The 16,814-nt window shown below is 65.4% G+C and carries 13 protein-coding genes; 6 read left to right on the forward strand and 7 right to left on the reverse strand.

All coding sequences use genetic code 11. From position 1 onward, the window contains the following. The 4 genes from H7U37_RS12260 to H7U37_RS12275 form a co-directional block, all read right to left on the reverse strand. Positions 1 to 224 (reverse strand): hypothetical protein (locus H7U37_RS12260; RefSeq protein WP_204876073.1); only part of this gene is annotated, 224 nt, incomplete at its 3' end. Positions 225 to 234: 10 nt separating this feature from the next. Beyond that, on the reverse strand, positions 235 to 945 hold the full coding sequence (locus tag H7U37_RS12265) for a YjjG family noncanonical pyrimidine nucleotidase (RefSeq protein ID WP_204876074.1): 711 nt from the start codon (positions 943 to 945) through the stop codon (positions 235 to 237). Further along, positions 942 to 1,418 carry a threonine/serine exporter family protein gene (locus H7U37_RS12270; RefSeq protein WP_204876075.1) on the reverse strand — a complete coding sequence of 159 codons (477 nt, stop codon included), beginning with the start codon at positions 1,416 to 1,418 and terminating at the stop codon, positions 942 to 944. The genes H7U37_RS12265 and H7U37_RS12270 overlap by 4 nt, the downstream gene beginning before the upstream one ends. Positions 1,419 to 1,430: 12 nt before the next feature. Continuing rightward, positions 1,431 to 2,207 (reverse strand): threonine/serine exporter family protein, encoded by a 777-nt coding sequence (locus H7U37_RS12275; protein WP_204876076.1) that lies wholly within the window; start codon positions 2,205 to 2,207, stop codon positions 1,431 to 1,433. 193 nt (positions 2,208 to 2,400) lie between these two features. Here H7U37_RS12275 and H7U37_RS12280 point away from each other — a divergent pair, with 193 nt between their 5' ends. Then, on the forward strand, positions 2,401 to 3,501 hold the full coding sequence (locus H7U37_RS12280; protein ID WP_204876077.1) for a macro domain-containing protein: 1,101 nt from the start codon (positions 2,401 to 2,403) through the stop codon (positions 3,499 to 3,501). 96 nt (positions 3,502 to 3,597) lie between these two features. Further along, the gene (locus H7U37_RS12285) at positions 3,598 to 4,248 is read left to right on the forward strand and encodes a vWA domain-containing protein (RefSeq protein ID WP_204876078.1); all 651 of its coding nucleotides are present in this window, start codon (positions 3,598 to 3,600) and stop codon (positions 4,246 to 4,248) included. An 83-nt stretch (positions 4,249 to 4,331) separates the two neighbouring features. Here the strand turns inward: H7U37_RS12285 and H7U37_RS12290 are convergent, their stop codons facing one another. Beyond that, positions 4,332 to 4,712 (reverse strand): hypothetical protein, encoded by a 381-nt coding sequence (locus H7U37_RS12290; RefSeq protein ID WP_204876079.1) that lies wholly within the window; start codon positions 4,710 to 4,712, stop codon positions 4,332 to 4,334. Between the two features lie 249 nt (positions 4,713 to 4,961). Between H7U37_RS12290 and H7U37_RS12295 the strand changes: the two genes are divergently transcribed. From H7U37_RS12295 to H7U37_RS12310, 4 genes are all read left to right on the forward strand, one after another. After that, entirely contained in the window at positions 4,962 to 6,524 is a 1,563-nt protein-coding gene (locus H7U37_RS12295) for an ABC transporter substrate-binding protein (RefSeq protein ID WP_204876080.1), read from the forward strand. Next, positions 6,508 to 8,340: a sensor histidine kinase gene (locus tag H7U37_RS16105; RefSeq protein WP_204876082.1), complete on the forward strand. Its 1,833-nt coding sequence runs from the start codon at positions 6,508 to 6,510 to the stop codon at positions 8,338 to 8,340. Before H7U37_RS12295 ends, H7U37_RS16105 begins: the two co-directional genes overlap by 17 nt. Beyond that, a complete protein-coding gene (locus H7U37_RS12305) occupies positions 8,337 to 9,155 on the forward strand; it encodes a response regulator (protein ID WP_204876083.1) in 819 nt (272 codons plus the stop codon). The genes H7U37_RS16105 and H7U37_RS12305 overlap by 4 nt, the downstream gene beginning before the upstream one ends. A gap of 138 nt (positions 9,156 to 9,293) precedes the next feature. Continuing rightward, on the forward strand, positions 9,294 to 15,740 hold the full coding sequence (locus H7U37_RS12310) for a glycoside hydrolase family 2 TIM barrel-domain containing protein (protein WP_204876085.1): 6,447 nt from the start codon (positions 9,294 to 9,296) through the stop codon (positions 15,738 to 15,740). 73 nt (positions 15,741 to 15,813) lie between these two features. On the opposite strand, the gene H7U37_RS12315 is transcribed toward H7U37_RS12310, so the two are convergent. Beyond that, positions 15,814 to 16,083 (reverse strand): pro-sigmaK processing inhibitor BofA family protein, encoded by a 270-nt coding sequence (locus tag H7U37_RS12315; RefSeq protein WP_204876087.1) that lies wholly within the window; start codon positions 16,081 to 16,083, stop codon positions 15,814 to 15,816. Continuing rightward, positions 16,080 to 16,373 carry a DUF2508 family protein gene (locus H7U37_RS12320; RefSeq protein WP_204876089.1) on the reverse strand — a complete coding sequence of 98 codons (294 nt, stop codon included), beginning with the start codon at positions 16,371 to 16,373 and terminating at the stop codon, positions 16,080 to 16,082. Before H7U37_RS12320 ends, H7U37_RS12315 begins: the two co-directional genes overlap by 4 nt. Positions 16,374 to 16,814 lie beyond the last annotated feature (441 nt).

The raw sequence follows: 16,814 nt of genomic DNA on the forward strand, positions 1-16,814 counted from the left end.
GAGTCCGCCGGCGTGGGCACGGCAATGGAGGGCTCGCTGATCTCCACGGAGGGCGGAGCGGGGGAGGCGGAAACGGAAGGCGAGAGGGGGCCGCTTTGACCGGGCGAGGCCGCCGTTCCGTCCCGGCCCAGTACAGGCGCCAGCAGCGCGATGACGCACACCGTCAGCGCGGCCAGCAGCAGCGGAAGAGAGCTCCCCCGTCTGCGGGAGCGGTGATAGGGCATAGGCATAACCTCATTTCATAATTTCGTGGGACGGAACGGGCAGCAGCAGCGCCCCCAGCTCCGCCAGAGAGGAGACCGTGGCGGTAGGCGTGACGCCCGCCGGCGGCGGCGTACCGTCGGGGTGGTACCAGATGGTATCCAGGCCGGAGCGCATCCCGCCCAGGATATCCGAGTTGGGATCGTCGCCGATGACCACCGCCCGGCGCAGGTCCCGGACGGACAGCCTGTCCAGCACCGCCCGGAAAAATTCCGGCTGCGGCTTCTGAAAGCCGATCTCCTCCGAGATGAACAGCCATGGGATCACCTCCGCCAGAGGGGAGGCGAAAAACCGGCCCCGCTGGGCCCTGGCGTTGCCGTTGGTGACGATGGCCAGGGTATAGTGGGGGGCCAGCGCCCGGCACAGCGCCAGCGCGCCGGGAATGAGCTGGGCGCAGCGGCTCAGATGGTCCAGATACCGCCGGTTCAGCGCCGCCGGGTCGTCGTCCCGGCCCAGCACCCGGCAGAAAACGGCGAACCGCTCCACCAGCAGCTCCTCCCGGCCGATGCCGCCCCGGTTAAACCGCTGCCACAGCGCCTGGTTCACCGCGTGGTAGAGGGGCTCGGTCACCCCGTCGCAGGGACAGCCCACGTCGGCCAGGGTCTGGGCCAGGGCCCGGCGTTCGGCGGAGCCAAAGTCAAAGAGGGTGTTGTCCGCGTCAAAGAGCAGATGGGTATACTTCATTCCGCCCTGCCTCCTTCCTGTTTGCGCCCCATATGGAACGCGGTCCACATCCGGGTGAAGGAGGAGACCAGCAAAATGCCCAGCGCCAGCGCGCCGGCATAGCCCAGCGTCTCCCCACCTTTGGCCCAAAAGGCCTCCATCTCCCCCCGGATGGCGTATTCCATGGTGTAATAGATGCCCGCGCCGGGCACCAGCGGAAAGATGGAGATGAGCAAATAAGAGGTGGTGGGACATTTCCGCACCCGGGCCATGACCTCGCAGTAGAGGGAGAGCGCCACCGCCGCCACAAAGGCCTGGAGGATGCCGCTCCCCACCAGCGGCGCGCTGAGCAGATAGACCAGCCAGCCCAGCGCCCCGCCCAGGGCCGAGAGGGGGATCTCCCACCCGTGGGTGTTGAAGGTCACCGCCCAGGCGCAGCAGCCCACAAAGGCATAGAGCACCGGCAGAAAATCAGCGGCCTGAAAAGCATCCATCCCGCCGCCTCCTTACAGAAAAAGTCCCGAGAGCCCCAGCACAAAGCCGGTGCCCAGGGCGATGGACGCCCCGATGAGCAGCGCTTCCACAAATTTGTTGACCCCCGAGGTCAGGTCCCCCGCCATGACGTTGCGGATGGCGTTGGTAAACACGATGCCGGGCACCAGCACCATCAGCGCGCCGATGATGACCATGTCCAGATTGCCGCACAGCCCCAGCTGATAGAGCACCAGAGCGCACAGCGCCAGCGCCGCGCCGCTGACCAGCGTGCGGATGAACTGGTTGGAGCCGCCCACCTTCCCCATGGCCATGAGACACAGACCCGCCGCCACGCAGGAGATGCCGCCGCAGATCCCGTCCCGCAGGCCGCCTCCGTAAAAGAGGGCGTAGGCGCCGCCCCCCACAAAGTGGGCCAGCAGCAAAACCGGCGTGGAGAAGGTGCGGCGCTTCTCGGCAATGGCGGACATACGCCCCTCAAACGCCGCAAAAGAGGGAGGATTTTCACACACCGCCCGGCAAAGGGCGTTGTAAGCTTCCAGCTGCGCAATGTCGGTGCCGTGAGGACCCACCCGGCGTACCCGGGTCATGGGCTGGCCCTCCACCGTGGTGAGGCTGACAATAAGGCAGTTGGGGATGGCGAACACCTCGCCGGTGGTCACACCGTAGGCCCGGAGCAGACGCTGCACCGATTCCTCCGCCCGGTAGATCTCCGCGCCGGCGCACAGCAGCCGGTAGCCCAGCTCGCTGACCAGATCCATCAGCCGGCCGTAATCCATCTCCAAGCCCATCCAACTCCTTTCCTCCCATTGCCGGGACCGAAACTTGCATGATAGAGCTTACCTCTTTTTGACGTGAGAAGCAAGCAAAAAGTTGAGGAAATCAGTCAAATTTTTCCCTTCGGACAGAATCCTCAAGAGCACGGTTGTTTTTGCGGAGAATATGCCGTATAATGGGGCAAAAACAAAGAAAGAAGGAATGCCTGTGCCGTTTTTCATTGTCCGCAACGACATTACCAAAATGCGGGTGGACGCCGTGGTCAACACCGCCAACCGCTCCCTGCTGGGGGGGAGCGGCGTGGACGGCAGCATCCACCGGGCCGCCGGTCCCGGCCTGCTGCTGGAGTGCATGGAGCTCAACGGCTGCGCCCCCGGCCAGGCCAAGATCACCGGCGGCTATGACCTGCCCGCAAAGTACGTCATCCACGTGGTGGGACCCCGCTGGCGGGGCGGCGCACAGGGGGAGGAGGAGCAGCTCGTCTCCTGCTATCGCTCCGCCCTGGCCCTGGCGCTGGAGCACCGGTGCGAGACCGTGGCCTTTCCCCTCATCTCCGCCGGGCGGTACGGCTACCCCAGAGAGGCGGCCATGCGGGTGGCGGCCGAGACCATCGGGGCCTTTTTGGAGGACCACGAGATGACCGTCTATCTGGTGGTCTTTGACCGGGACTCCTACCAGCTCAGCACCCGGCGCTTTCAAAATGTCCAGAGCTATATCGACGACCACTACGCCGCGGACAACGCCGATAAAGGGCCCAGAGACAGGCAATGGCGGAACCTTATGCTGCCGCGGAGCGGCGGGGTCGGCGGTCCTCCCAGAAGTCGTCCCAAGTCCCGGAGAAAGGAGGACAAGAACGACGTTCCCTCCACGGGCTTCGGCGGCGTTTTTTGGGAGAGAATGCCCATGGCGGCGGCGCCTCCGCCGCCGTCCAGCGCCGGCCGTACCCTGGAGGAGACCCTGGACCAGCTGGACGAGAGCTTTTCCCAGATGCTCCTGCGCAAGATCGACGAGAAGGGCATGACCGACGCCCAGTGCTACAAAAAAGCCAACATCGACCGCAAGCTCTTTTCCAAGATCCGCTCCGACAAGGGCTATAAGCCCTCCAAGCCCACCGTCCTGGCCTTCGCCATCGCCCTGGAGCTCTCCCTGCCCGAGACCAAGGATATGCTCCAAAAGGCCGGCTTCGCCCTGTCCCACTCCTATAAATTCGACCTGATCGTGGAGTATTTCATCCTCAACGGCAATTATAACATCTACGAGATCAACGAAGCCCTCTTCGCCTTCGACCAGAGCCTTCTGGGCGCGTAAGCAAGTGTCGCCTGCCAGGCGACCTGCGGGGGGACAAAAACAGCTATACTGTGCCTGTAAACCAAACACAACAAAGGACACGGGAGGCTGTTTGCTATGAAAGAGAATTTGACGGAATTGGTTTTCATCCTGGACCGCAGCGGCTCCATGCGCGGGCTGGAGAGCGACACCATCGGCGGCTTCAACGCCATGATCGAAAAGCAGAAGAAGGAGCCGGGCCAGGCCCTGGTGTCCACCGTCCTCTTTGACAACGCCGCGCAGGTCCTCCACGACCGGGTGGACCTGCGGGACATCCAGCCCCTCACCGACCGGGACTACACCGTCCGGGGCTGTACCGCCCTGCTGGACGCCGTGGGCGGGGCCATCCACCACATCGGCAACGTCCACAAGTACGCCAGAGAAGAGGACCGCCCCGCCCGCACCCTCTTCGTCATCACCACCGACGGCATGGAGAACGCCAGCCACCGCTACGACGCCGAACGGGTCAGGCACATGATCCGGCGCCAGAAGGAGCGCTACGGCTGGGAGTTCCTCTTCCTGGGGGCCAACATCGACGCCGTGGCGACCGCGCGCCATATGGGCATCGGCGCGGACCGGGCCGTCCGCTTCCACTCCGACGCCCAGGGGACCAGGGTCAATTACGCCGCGGTGAGCGGGGCCATCAGCAGCGTGCGGCACGGAGCCTTTCTCGGGGGCGGCTGGAAGGAATCCATCGAGCGGGATTACGAGAGCCGCCGGAAAAAATGAGCGGGCGGCGCGCCGGTGAGGCGCAAAAAGAGCGGGCGGCCAGACGGCCGCCCGCTGTACCCTTCCCGGGGAAAGGACCGGTGTTATCCGGCCTGGCACAGACCCCACACGACAACCCGGCCAGGCCGGGCCCGGCGCAGGCGGGTGAGGGTGACCCGGCCGTCCTGCCAGCGGTAGGACAGCCGCGCGCTGCCGTGGGACAGACAGTGCTCCAGAGCGTTGCGCAGCTGCTGGAGGTAAAGAAGCGCATCCACCAGCTGATACTCCGCCTCCACCTCCGCCCGGTATTCCGGACAGGGCTGGGCGTCGTACGAAGTGCGGCGTCCCACGGAGCGGGAAAGCGCTTCGGCGCGCCCCGCGGCCTGGAGACGAAGGGACTCCCGCAGCTGGTAGGCGGGAAAGGTCTGGGGCTTGGGGCCAGCAGCCGCGGCGTGGATCTGGGCGGACTTCACAGTGTGTTTCATTGATTACCATCCTTTCATTCAGCGGCAAGTGTGGATTCGCCGGTTGGACGGGCAATAAAAAAGGGTGCAAAAATCCCGTCGCAATCGCACGAAATCTTTCCACCAAATCAATGAAACACAAAAAAATGTGCTTCCCATTCAATTGTCCCCTATATATTACCATAGCGCCGGCGATCTGTCAACCAAAACCATTGTGCGGCGGTCAGAATTTGTTATAATGTTGAAAGAACGCCGAAAGAGGGGATGGACGTGAGGAGACAGGGAGCCACGCTTTTGCTGCTGGCGGCGTGCCTTCTGCTGATGGGAGGCTGCCGCCAGCCGCCGCCGGACCCGGCCGGAGAAACGCAGGTCCTGCGCTATGTCAATTACAGCCCCCTGGGACCCCTGGACCCGGACCGGATGACCAGCAGCGCCCAGTATACCGTGGCCTGCCACGTGCTGGAGGGGCTGATGCGGGTCTATCAGGATACCCTGCGCTATGGCATGGCCGAGCGATACGAGATCTCCGAGGATGGGCGTATGTACCGCTTCTTCCTCCGGACCGACGGGGCGTACAGCGACGGGACGCCGGTGACCGCGGCGGATTTTCTGCGCACCTTCCGCCGCCTGGTCCGGGAGGACGGGCAGATCGGCCGCCTGACCATGCTGGAAAATGCCGTCCGGGTGTGGGAGGGGACGGCGGAACCGGAGGAACTGGGCGTGTGGGCCGAGGACGACCATACCCTCTGCTTCCGGCTGGAGGAACCGGCCCCCCATTTCTTGCAGCTGCTGGCCCTCCCCATGTACGCCCCCTCCCGGAGCGACCGGGGGGATACCCTCACCGCCCGGGACTGCAACGGGCCCTTTGCCCTGACGGAGAACGGGGACACCGTGACGGCCATGGAGCGCAACCCCTGCTATTGGGACGGAGCCAGCATCCGCCTGGACCGGGTGGAGGCGGTCTGCTTCCCCAGTGCGGAGGAGGCCTACGCCGCCTTCCAGCGGGGCGAGATCCATGTAATGCCCCTCCCGTCCGAGGGCAGCGAGGCCTACACCGGCGGCGTGCAGCGCACCGTGGAGACCGGGATCTGCGAGTACATCACCCTCTACCAGGGGGCGGACAGCCCCCTGCGCAGCCAGGCCCTGCGGCAGGCCCTCAATTACGCGCTGGACCGGCAGCGCTATGTGGAGGAGCTGGGCTCCGACCTCATCGAGCCCTGGGCCCGGTGCGTCCTCCCCTCCATCCCCGGGATGCGCCTCTCCTACGGGCAGGAGTTCCCCCACACCCTCTATCCCCTGAAGGGGGATCGGGGCAAGGCGGAGGCCTGCCTGACCCAGGCGCTGGCCCAGCTGTCCCTCGACGACCCGGCGGATATCTGCCTGCTGCTGGCCGTCCATGACGACCCGTGGACCCGCCTGGAGGGGGAGAAGCTCCAGGCCCAGTGGGAGGAAACGCTGGGGATCACCGTGGAGCTGGTCCCCACCCAGACCTATGACGACTGGCCCCTTCGGCCCGGCGCGGGCCGGATGGCCCTGCTGGGCGAGATCGCCGAGTACGGCGACCCGCTGGTTTATCTGGACGGCTGGGCCCCCTGGGTGGCGGCGGACAGCCCCTTCCACCGCTGCCTCAGCCAGGCCGCCGCCCAGTCCGACCGGCTCATCCGCTTGAATTGCCTCTTTGAGGCGGAAAGCTGCCTTTTGGAGGAGGCGCCCATGATTCCCCTCCAGATTCGGTCGGAACGGCTACTCCTGAGCCGGCGGGTGGAGGGTTTTCAGACCAGCGCGACTTTAGTGGGAGGGGGGTACGAGTTTTTGTATGGCTATCTCACCTGACCGGCGGAAAAAGGCGGTGCTGCTGTTTTTGTGGGCGGTGTGTACCCTCCTGCCGCTGCTGCTGGCCCTGTCCGCGCCCCCGCCGCTGGCCCGGGACGGAAGGGCCGATCTCTCCGGCCTGGACCTGTCCGCCGGCAGGCCGGTCTATCTGATGGGCACATGGGAATTTTTCGACGACCGCCAGATCATCACCGAGCTCTGGCAGGACCCGGTCCCCGACGCGCTGGTCCAGATCCCCTCCTATCAGACCGGCGGCCCCTTCCTCAAGCGGGGAAGCTACCGCCTCTATCTGGACAACTGCCCGCCGGAGACCCAGGTCATTCTGGCGCTGCGGGGAATGCCGGCGGGCTATCGGGTCTACCTCAACGGTCAGCCGGTGGAGCGCAGCGGCCTGGTCTCCGGCGACGCCTCCGCCGCGCGGGTCAGCGCCGGCTTTCGGGCGGAGGGGAGCGTGACCCTCCGGTCCTCCCGCTGTGAGCTGGTGGTGGAGACCGCCGGCCGCGCGCTGCCCGGTCTGAGCTTTGCCCCGATCCTGATGGAGCGGGACGCTTTTCTGGCCGCCTACGACCGATACTGCGCCGTGTCCATCCTGCTGTTCGGCATGGGGGTGCTGATCGCCGCCGCCTATGCCCTGGATCTCTTTCTCACCCCGCGCAGCGGCTACTCCCCCGCCATGCTGCTGGCCATGGTCCTCTTTCTCTTCAAGGGACTCAGCGGACATGGGGTGTGCGCCCCACTTTTGGGGCAGGTGATGACCGGCGGCTATGACGTTATGCTGCTGCTGGCCCAGGGGGCGGAACTGGCCGCCTGGCTCATTCTGCTGCGGCTGGACTATGTGGGCAAGCGGGCGCGGCGGCGCTGTTCCAAATGGGTGGCCTGGAGCGGCGTGCTGTCCGTTCTCCTGGCCTGCCTGGGGCTTTGGCGGGGCAGCGTCCACTGGTGGCTGGCGGCCGGCGGCGTGCTCTGGCTGCCCCTTACCTGGCGTACGGCGGGATTTCTCCGCGGACCGGGGACCGAGGGGTGGATTCTGGAGGGCGGATACCTCCTTTTGTGGATGGGCTGTCTGCTCAGCCAGATGGGCTATGCCGGCCTGCTGCCCCAGAGCGCCCAGACCTGCTTTTTGCTGGGCCTGGTCCTCTTTGCCCTGTCGGTCAACGTGGTGGACCGGCGGCGGATGGACGGCATCCAGAGCGAAGCCCTCCGCACCGCCCAGATGGAGGCTCAGCTCCAGCGGGCCAGGACCGACATCGCCCTCCACCAGATCAAGCCCCACTTTCTCCATAACGCCCTCATGTCCATCAAAGTCCTCTGCCGCACCCGGCCCCAGGAGGCCGAACAGGCCATCTATGACTTTACCATCTTCCTCCGGGGCAATATGAAGGCCCTGGAGTCCCCCCGCCCCATCCCCTTTCCCGAGGAGGTGGAGGCCATCGCCTGCTATCTGCGCATCGAGCAGATCCGCTTTCGGGACCGGCTGCATGTGGTGTGGGACCTGGAGGAGGAGGACTTCTCCGTCCCGCCGCTGACCATCCAGCCCCTGGTGGAAAACGCCGTCCGCCACGGGGTGTGCCAAAAGCCAGAGGGCGGGACCGTGACCATTTCCAGCCGGCGGACCCAGGGGGCGATCCTGGTGGAGATCACCGACGACGGAGTGGGCTTTGACCTGTCGGCGGTGGAGCAAAGCGGCGGCATCGGCATCCGCAACCTGCGCCTCCGGCTGAAGGAGCAGCTGGGGGCGGTGCTGGACATTCAAAGCGCGCCAGGCAAGGGGACGGTACAGACCGTTACCATCCCGTGGAAGGAGCATCCGACATGAAAATCATTCTGGTGGACGACGAGCCGCTGATCCTGGAGGAGCTGGAATATCTGTGCGCCCCCCTGCCCGGCGTGGAGGTGGTGGGCGCCTTCACCGACCCGGCCCAGGCCCTGGCCTGCGTGCGCAATCAGGCGGTGGACTTTGCTTTCCTGGACATCTCCATGCCCGGAATGTCGGGGCTGGAGCTGCTCCGGTCCCTGCGGGGGGTGCAGCGGAATTTGCAGGCCGCCTTTGTCACCGCCTACGACCAGTACGCCCTGGACGCCTATCGGGCCGACGCCTGCGACTATCTCCTCAAACCCTTCGGGGAGGCGGAGGTGCGCCACGCCCTGGACAAGGCCCGCCGCCTCCTGGGAGAGGACCGGCTGGACCGGGTGGAATTCCGTACCTTCGGCCGCTTCGACCTCTTCCTCAACGGCCGGGCGGTGGATTTCAAGAGCCGGAAGGCCAAGGAGCTGCTGGCCCTGCTGGTCCTCCACAAGGGCGGAACGGTGGAGATGGAGCTGGCCATCGAGACCCTGTGGGAGAACGAGCCCTTTGACGACAAGGTCAAGGTCAAATTCCGCAAGACCTGCATGAGCCTGCGGGAGTCCCTCCGGGCCAGAGGGCTGCTGTGGCTCCTCCAGAGCCAGCGGGGCCGGCTCAATCTGGAATGCGCCGGGGTGGAGTGCGACTATTTCCGCCTGCTGGAGGGCGACCGGTCCGCCGCCCGGCAGTTCCACGGGGCGCTGATGAGCGAATACTCCTGGACCGAGCCCTACCTCCCCGGCCTGGAGGCCCAGGCCCGGCGGCTGCTGGAAGAACCCGGTCAGTAATGCAAGTTTCTGTCATTTTGTACAAAGGGAACGCTTTTGGAACGGTACTTGCTGTAATATTTCCTTATGCTATGCTGGCGGGACGCGCCTTGGGAGAGACGCGCCGCCGGCCGTAACATTTGCAGAGGAGGTCATCAAGTGAAAGGTTCCAATCGTACCATGAGAGCCATGCTGGCCCTGCTTCTGGCCATTGCCATGTGCTTCTCTCTGGCGGTCCCCGCCCTGGCGGCGAACGGTCAGGACGCCTTTGACGGGGTCTATCGCCTGGTCAACGCGGTCAACGCCGACCAGCGTATGGCGCCCAGCAACGACAACGTACAGCAGGACAACGTATTCTACATCTGGGAATATGAGGCGGGGCATGACGACCGGGTCGCCATGTACCGGCTCAACGACGCCGGCGACGGCAGCTACTACATCCAGCCTCTGCTGGATGAGACCCTGGCCGTCCAGGGCAGCGGCAGCGTGACCCTCCAGCCCAAGGACGAGAGCAACCCCGACCAGAAGTGGACCGTCGCCCAGGCGGACGGCGGCTACACCTTCCGGAACGCCAACGGCTATCTGAGCACCGCCGCCGATTCCCACAGCCAGGTCATCCTGGCCGCGGAGGCCAAGGTGTGGACCCTGGACAAGGTGGAGCCCGTCCTCAATCTGAGCCTGAGCGGCGCCATGGTGGAGGTGGGCGCTACCGTCACCGCCGCCGTCAGCGGCACCGACGGTGAGGGCAACGCCCTGGATACCGCCGCCGCGGTGCTGGAGAGCGACAACGCCGCGGTTGCCGCGGTGGAGGGGAACGTCATCACCGCCGTGGGCGAGGGTTCCGCCACCATCACCGCCTCCCTGGAGGTGGACGGACAGACCATCACCGCCACCGCCGCCCTGGAAGTGGTGGCCGATTTCGGCGCGGTGGAGATGAACGGCATCTACCTCCTGCGCAGCGTGGCCTATCCGGACAACATCGCCGAGCCCGGCGGCGACAACGTCAACAGCAATCAGAACCTGTACCTCTGGCCCCACAGCGGCCAGGACACCCGCATGTGGGTCTTTACTCCCGCGGGCGACGACGGTTCCGTCTATTGGCATCCCTTCAATAACCAGAGCCTGGCCATCCGCGCCCGGGATACCGGCGCGCTGGGCGAGGACCTGGTCATGTACGCCCCCACCGACGACGCCGCCTTCCGGTGGCGCATTCTCCCCGCCGGTGACGGCAGCTACTATCTGCAAAACGCCAAGTCCGGCCTCTATGCCGGCTCCTCCACCGACGGCTCCGCCGCCCTCATGGGTATGGTGGACGAGAGCGCCGCCACTGCCAAGTGGACCTTTGAGGCCGTGCCCGACTCCATCGAGCTGAGCTTCTCCACCGGCGCGGTGATGGTGGGCGAACAGGCCTCCGCCACCGCCAAGGTCATCAGCGGCTCCGACGCCCAGGCCACCGCCGTCCTGGAGAGCAGCGACCCCGCCATCGCCTCGGTGGACGGCATGACCATCACCGGCCATCAGCCCGGCACCGTCACCATCACCGCCCGGGTGGACGGCAGCGAGGACGGTCCCACCGCCTCCGCCACCTTCCACGTCCTCCAGCCCGCCCAGGCATGGGGCGGCCTTTACCGCATCGACGGCGGTATCCTCCCCGGCATCGTGGAGCCCAGCGCCGGCAGCGTGTGGGCCGACGTGGTCCTCTACTTCTGGGGCAACGCCCTGGATACCGCCCGGATGTACCGCTTCTCCGAGGGAAGCGACGGCGCCGTGTTCTGGCATCCCCAGTCCAATCTGGGCCTGGCCATGGAGGCCCGGGCCGACGGCTACATCTACCTCTCCTACTATAACCCCGACAGCGCAGCCCAGCAGTGGAAGCTGGTCCCCGTGGAGGGCAAGGAGGGTGTTTATATCTTCCGGAACGTGGCCACCGGCACCTATATGGCCACGCAGGACGACGCCAGCAATAAAATCATCATCCAGACCGGAGACACCTCCCTTCAGTCGGTCCAGTGGAAGGTGACCGAGCTGCTGCCCACCGTCACCCTGGCCCTGGAGGCCGCTTACCTCCAGACCGGCCACACCACCCAGGCCGTGGTCACCGCCAAGGACGCCGCCGGCAACGCCGTGAACACCGGCATCGTGGTCAAGAGCAGCGCCCCCGAGGTGGCCGGCGTGGACGGGACCACCATTACCGCCCTGACCCCCGGCGTCACCACCATCACCGCCGAGCTCACCGTGGCGGGCAACACCTATGTCTCCGAGCCCGCCAGACTTACCGTCACCGATGAGGAACTGATCTTCGACGGCATGGAGTGGTATCAGGACATCGAGACCCCCGAGGTCAACCGGGAGCCCTCCCACGCCGACTTCATCCCCTACCCCGACGCCGACGCCGCCATGGACGCCGAGCGCTCCGCCCTGGATGACATCGACGAGACCAGCAGCGACTTCTATCAGCTCCTCTCCCAGACCGAGTGGGACTTCGCCCTGGTGGAGAACCCCGCCCAGGCCCTGGAGGCCGACGCCGCCGGCTGGCTGGACGAGGTCCTGCCCGAAGGCGAGGAGGCCAACTTCAACCCCGAGTTCGTCCCCGGTATGTGGCAGGCCTACCGCAACGACGACGGCACCTTCCGCTACTTCGACGAGGCCATTTATACCAACAGCGTCTACCCCTGGGGCAGCGTGGCCGGCAACTACATCGACTACGACGACCCCCAGGCCCCTACCTACTATAACCCCGTGGGCTACTACCGCACCACCTTTACCCTCCCCGAGGACTGGGACGGCCGGACCGTGTTCGTCTCCTTCCAGGGGGTGAAGTCGGCCTATTACCTCTATGTCAACGGCCATCAGGTGGGCTATACTACCGACAGCTTTACCGCCCACGACTTCAACATCACCCCCTACCTCAACGCCGGAGGGGAGAATACCCTGGCCGTCAAGGTGTTCCGGTGGAGCATCGGCAGCTATCTGGAAAATCAGGACATGATCCAGCAGAGCGGCATCGCCCGGGACGTGTACCTCTACTCCAAGGACAGCCAGGCCGAGATCCGCGATTTCTTCATTCAGACCGCCTTTGACGACCGCACCAGCAAGGACAGCAACGTCACCCTCACCGTGGACGTGGACGTGCGCAGCCTGACCAGCGCCCCCATCGCCGACGGCTACACCGTGGACGTGACCCTGCGCACCCTCAACGGCGGCATCGTGGGGAGCGATACCCTCACCTATGACGCCCTCACCCCCCTGAACGGCGCCACCGGCGCTTCCAACCCCGACGCCGCGGCCGCCGACGGGGAAAAGAAGGTCAACCTGGGCGACCGTCAGACCGCCGAGATCTATGTGGTCAACCCGGACAAGTGGTTCCCCGACACCCCCAGCCTGTACATGGTCACCATCGAGCTCAAGGACTCCACCGGCGCGGTGGTGGAGGCCGCCGCCGAGCGGGTGGGCTTCCGTGAGATCTACAAGGTCAATATCAACGACGCCGGTCAGGAGCAGATGCAGATCACCGGCCAGAAGCTCATCTTCCGTGGGGTCAACCGCCACGATACCAGCCTGGAAAACGGCAACGCCGTTACCAAGCAGGAGATCATTGACGACATCAAGCTCATGAAGCAGTTCAACGTCAACGCCGTCCGGACCTCCCACTACCCCAACAACAAGATCCTCTATGATTTGGCCGACGAGCTGGGCATCTTCGTCTACGCCGAGGCCAACGTGGAGTCCCACTACGGCGCCTACGGCGACCACCAGACCCCCATCCCCGGCGCCGACGGCCGGTGGGTGTGGCCCGTCATGGACCGCAACATGAACATGGTGGAGCTCCTCAAGAACCACGCCTCCATCATCGGCTGGTCCTACTCCAACGAGTCCACCTACACCACCATCGAGTGGAACGACGACTACTGCTTCTGGGCCGCCGCCATGGCCGTCCTGGAGCGGGACCCCAGCCGCCTGCGGATGTACGAGCGGGAGTCCCACAACTATTACCATTCCTATGTGAAGCCCAGCAACGACGCCGACCCCTGGAGCTACGAGGTGCGCAGCCAGAACATCGTGGACGTCCACAGCACCCAGTACCCCGAGGCCACCCAGGTGGAGGCCTGGGCCAACAACACCGGCAACAAGCTGCCCTACTTCGAGCAGGAGTATGAGCACGCCATGGGTCAGGCCTTCGGCAGCTTTGAGGCCTTCTGGGACCTGAACCGCACCATGGACAACGTCCAGGGCGGCTTCATCTGGGACTGGGTGGACCAGTCCCTGGAGACCACCCGGGTGGACGAGGACGGCAATTACACCACCTTCTGGGGCTACGGCGGCGACTGGATCGACGGCCTGAGCAATGCCGACGCCTTCTGCGGCAACGGTGTGTTCTTTGCCGACCGCACCCCCAGCGCCAAGGCGGTGGAGATGCGCTACGTCCACCAGCAGGTCAACTTCTACCCCCTGGACGAGGAGATGGACGTGACCGACGGCTCCCTCTCCTTCCGGGTGGTCAACGAGTACGAAAACACCGACCTGGACGCCTTTGACATCACCTGGACCCTGGTTAAGGACGACGAACCCATCGCCTCCGGCAAGCTGGATCTGGCCACGCCCTGCATGAGCGGCTCCGCCTTCGGCGAGGAGACCGTCACCATCGACCTGCCCGAAGTGGACCCCAAGGGCGGCGAGAGCTACTTCCTGGAGTTCAGCGTCACCAACAAGGTCCGCCCCGACTGGGACGCCACCACCGTGACCTACAACAACGAAGTGGCCCACGAGCAGTTTGAACTGACCCCCGACGGCCTGGCGCGTACGCCCCTCAATTACAGCGACATGCTGGGCTTCACCGCCGTGGACGAGACCGACGACACCCTCACCGTGTCCGGTATCACCGACGAGGGCCAGACCTACGCCTTCCGGATGAGCAAGACCACCGGCATCCTCACCGACTACACCGTGGACGGGGAAGTGGTGCTGGAAAAGGGCCCCGTCCCCTCCTTCTGGCGGGCCCAGACCTACAACGATACCCCCTCCTGGTTCTCCGCCGACCTGCGCAATGAAGGCGACGAGATGGTCCTGGCGTCCGCGCCCGTCATCACCGCCGACGAAAACGGCAAGCACATCCGGGTGGAGCTGACCATCGACCTCCCCGTGGACGCCGACCAGACCATGACCTATGACATCTACGCCAACGGCGAGATTGTGGTGTCCAGCGCCTTTACCCCCAGAAGCAACTTCGCCCCCGGCACCGCCGGCCAGTACGCCCTGCCCAAGGTGGGCCTGCGGATGACCGTGGCCCCCGGCTATGAGAATCTGACCTACTTCGGCCGCGGCCCCGAGGAGAGCTACGCCGACCGTCAGAACGGCTACAATGTGGGCGTCTACGAGAGCACGGTCACCGACGAGTTTGTGGACGAGTACCTCAAGCCCCAGGAGAACGGCAGCCACGCCGGCGTCCGCTGGACCGCCCTCACCAACGAGGAAGGCAGCGGCCTCATGGTCACCGTGGACGGCACCGCCGAAAGCTCCGCCCTCCACGTGAAGGCCGAGGACCTGAACCCCTCCACCTCTTACTCACCCTACAACGACCAGCCCATCCGCCACTCCACCGAGGTGCCCATGGAGGATGTGACCTACTGGTGTGTGGACGTGCTCCAGCGCGGGGTGAGCAACACCGCTTTCTTTAACCATGTGCCGCTGGAGGGCTATTATCCCACCACTACCCCCGACGCCGACGGCGCCTATCAGACCTACGCCCAGACCTTCCGCCTGACCCCCGTCACCGCCGACACCGACCTGATGGAGCAGAGCAAGCTGGGCTTCACCGCCGCCGAGCTGGGCGTCACCCAGACCGTGACCTTCCAGCCCAACAACGGCGACGAGGCCGTCCGCGTCAAGGTGGATGACGGCCAGACCGTGGCCCGTCCCGCTGACCCCGCCAACGGCGGCTTCCAGTTCACCGGCTGGTACACCGACAAAGACTGCACCCAGCTCTATGACTTCAGCGCTCCGGTGACCCAGGATATGACCCTCTACGCCGGCTGGCTGGTGAAGGGCCACAGCTCGGACCGGGACGACAAGGACGACGCCGACATCGACGACGGCGATACGCCCCTGAATCCCGCCCCCGGCTTTGCCGACGTGGCGGAGGACCACTGGGCCAGGGAGGCCATCGACTACGTGGTGGATGCGGGCCTCTTTGTGGGCACCTCTGAGACCACCTTCGCCCCCGAAATGGCCACCACCCGGGGCATGATTATGACGGTTCTGGCCCGGATGGACGGCACGGACACCGCCGGCAGCACCCCCTGGTATCAGAAGGGCATGGAGTGGGCCGTGGCCCAGGGCGTGTCCGACGGCACCAACCCGGAGGCCGTCATCACCCGGGAGCAGCTGGCAACCATGCTCTACCGGTACAGCGGCAGCCCGGCCGTGACTGGCGAAGCCCCCGCCTTCCCCGACGCCGGGGAGATCTCTGACTGGGCGGCGGAGGGTATGGAGTGGGCCGTGGCCAACGGCATCCTCAACGGCAAGGGCGACGGCAGCCTGGACCCCCAGGGCACCGCTTCCCGCGCCGAAGTGGCCCAGATGCTCTATAACTTCGGTAAGCTCAGCTGAATTATCTGCTTCCTCTGAAAGCAGCGAGGGCCGCGGACTCCAAAAAAGTCCGCGGCCCTCGCCGCGCTCTGTGTTAGATGCGGAGCACCCAGTTGAGGAGGAGCAGCAGCCCAAAGCCCGGAATGCCCAGCACCCCCAGCACCAGGGCGTTCCACAGATTCAGTCCCAAATGAATCCCCGCCACGCCGCCGGCCTGGTTGAGCAGCGCCAGCAGGGCCAGCCCTACCCCGGTCCGCGCCGCCAGACGAAAAAGACGCCTGGCCGCCGAGCCCAGGGCCAGCAGCGCCGCCAGCCCGGCCAGAACCATCAGCACCAACGGTAAATGAGACGCCAGCGCGGTCATATACACCCCTCCTTGGCCTGTGTTTCACGGTATGGATAGGATCCCGGCGGCGTATGGACCGCACAGCCGTCCAGCAGCTTGACCCGCCGCAGCAGATAGGAGTACCGGGCTTGCAGCGCGTTGATTTCAAAGACATAGGATTCGATTAAATAGGGGTCCCGCGCGGTGTTGAAGGCCCCGTAGGCCTGGGCCAGCAGGGTCCGGGTACGGGACAGACCCTCCAGCAGCGTATCCCGCTCCTCCTGCCGGGCATCCCGCCCCTTTCCGCGCCGGCGCCGTTCTTCCGCCATGGCCGTCCTCCCTCCTGCCCCGCAGCCGGGGCCGCTTGCTTTCATTCTATGTCCAGTTTGCACCGCTATGCCCGGTTTTATACCAGTTATTCCCTTGCATCCTTCCGCCGCGGGACGGCGATACTAGCTTTGGACGGCAGGCGGGGGAACGCCCCCGCCAAAGGAGCATCTCCTTTTCTCCGGACCGGGACAGCGTGACCGGCGGCGAAAACGAGAGCGCCGTCTGATAGAGCGCCGCGCCGCCCCGGTCTCCGGAGCCATGCGTGTGTGCGGGAGCCGTCGGACCGGTTTTGCGGTCCGGCGGCTCTTTGATTGTCCCGCCCCCGCCGCCTTGTAGGTTTGTCAAACATATTGGACAGTGAACTCAGAGGGGGAAAGCCAGCCCAGGGGCCTCATGGGAAAGTTGTTTGAGCGGCGGTTGTGGACAGCAAGTTGCTTGGA

Source organism: Pseudoflavonifractor phocaeensis, from assembly GCF_016901735.1.
Lineage (GTDB): Bacteria > Bacillota > Clostridia > Oscillospirales > Oscillospiraceae > Pseudoflavonifractor_A.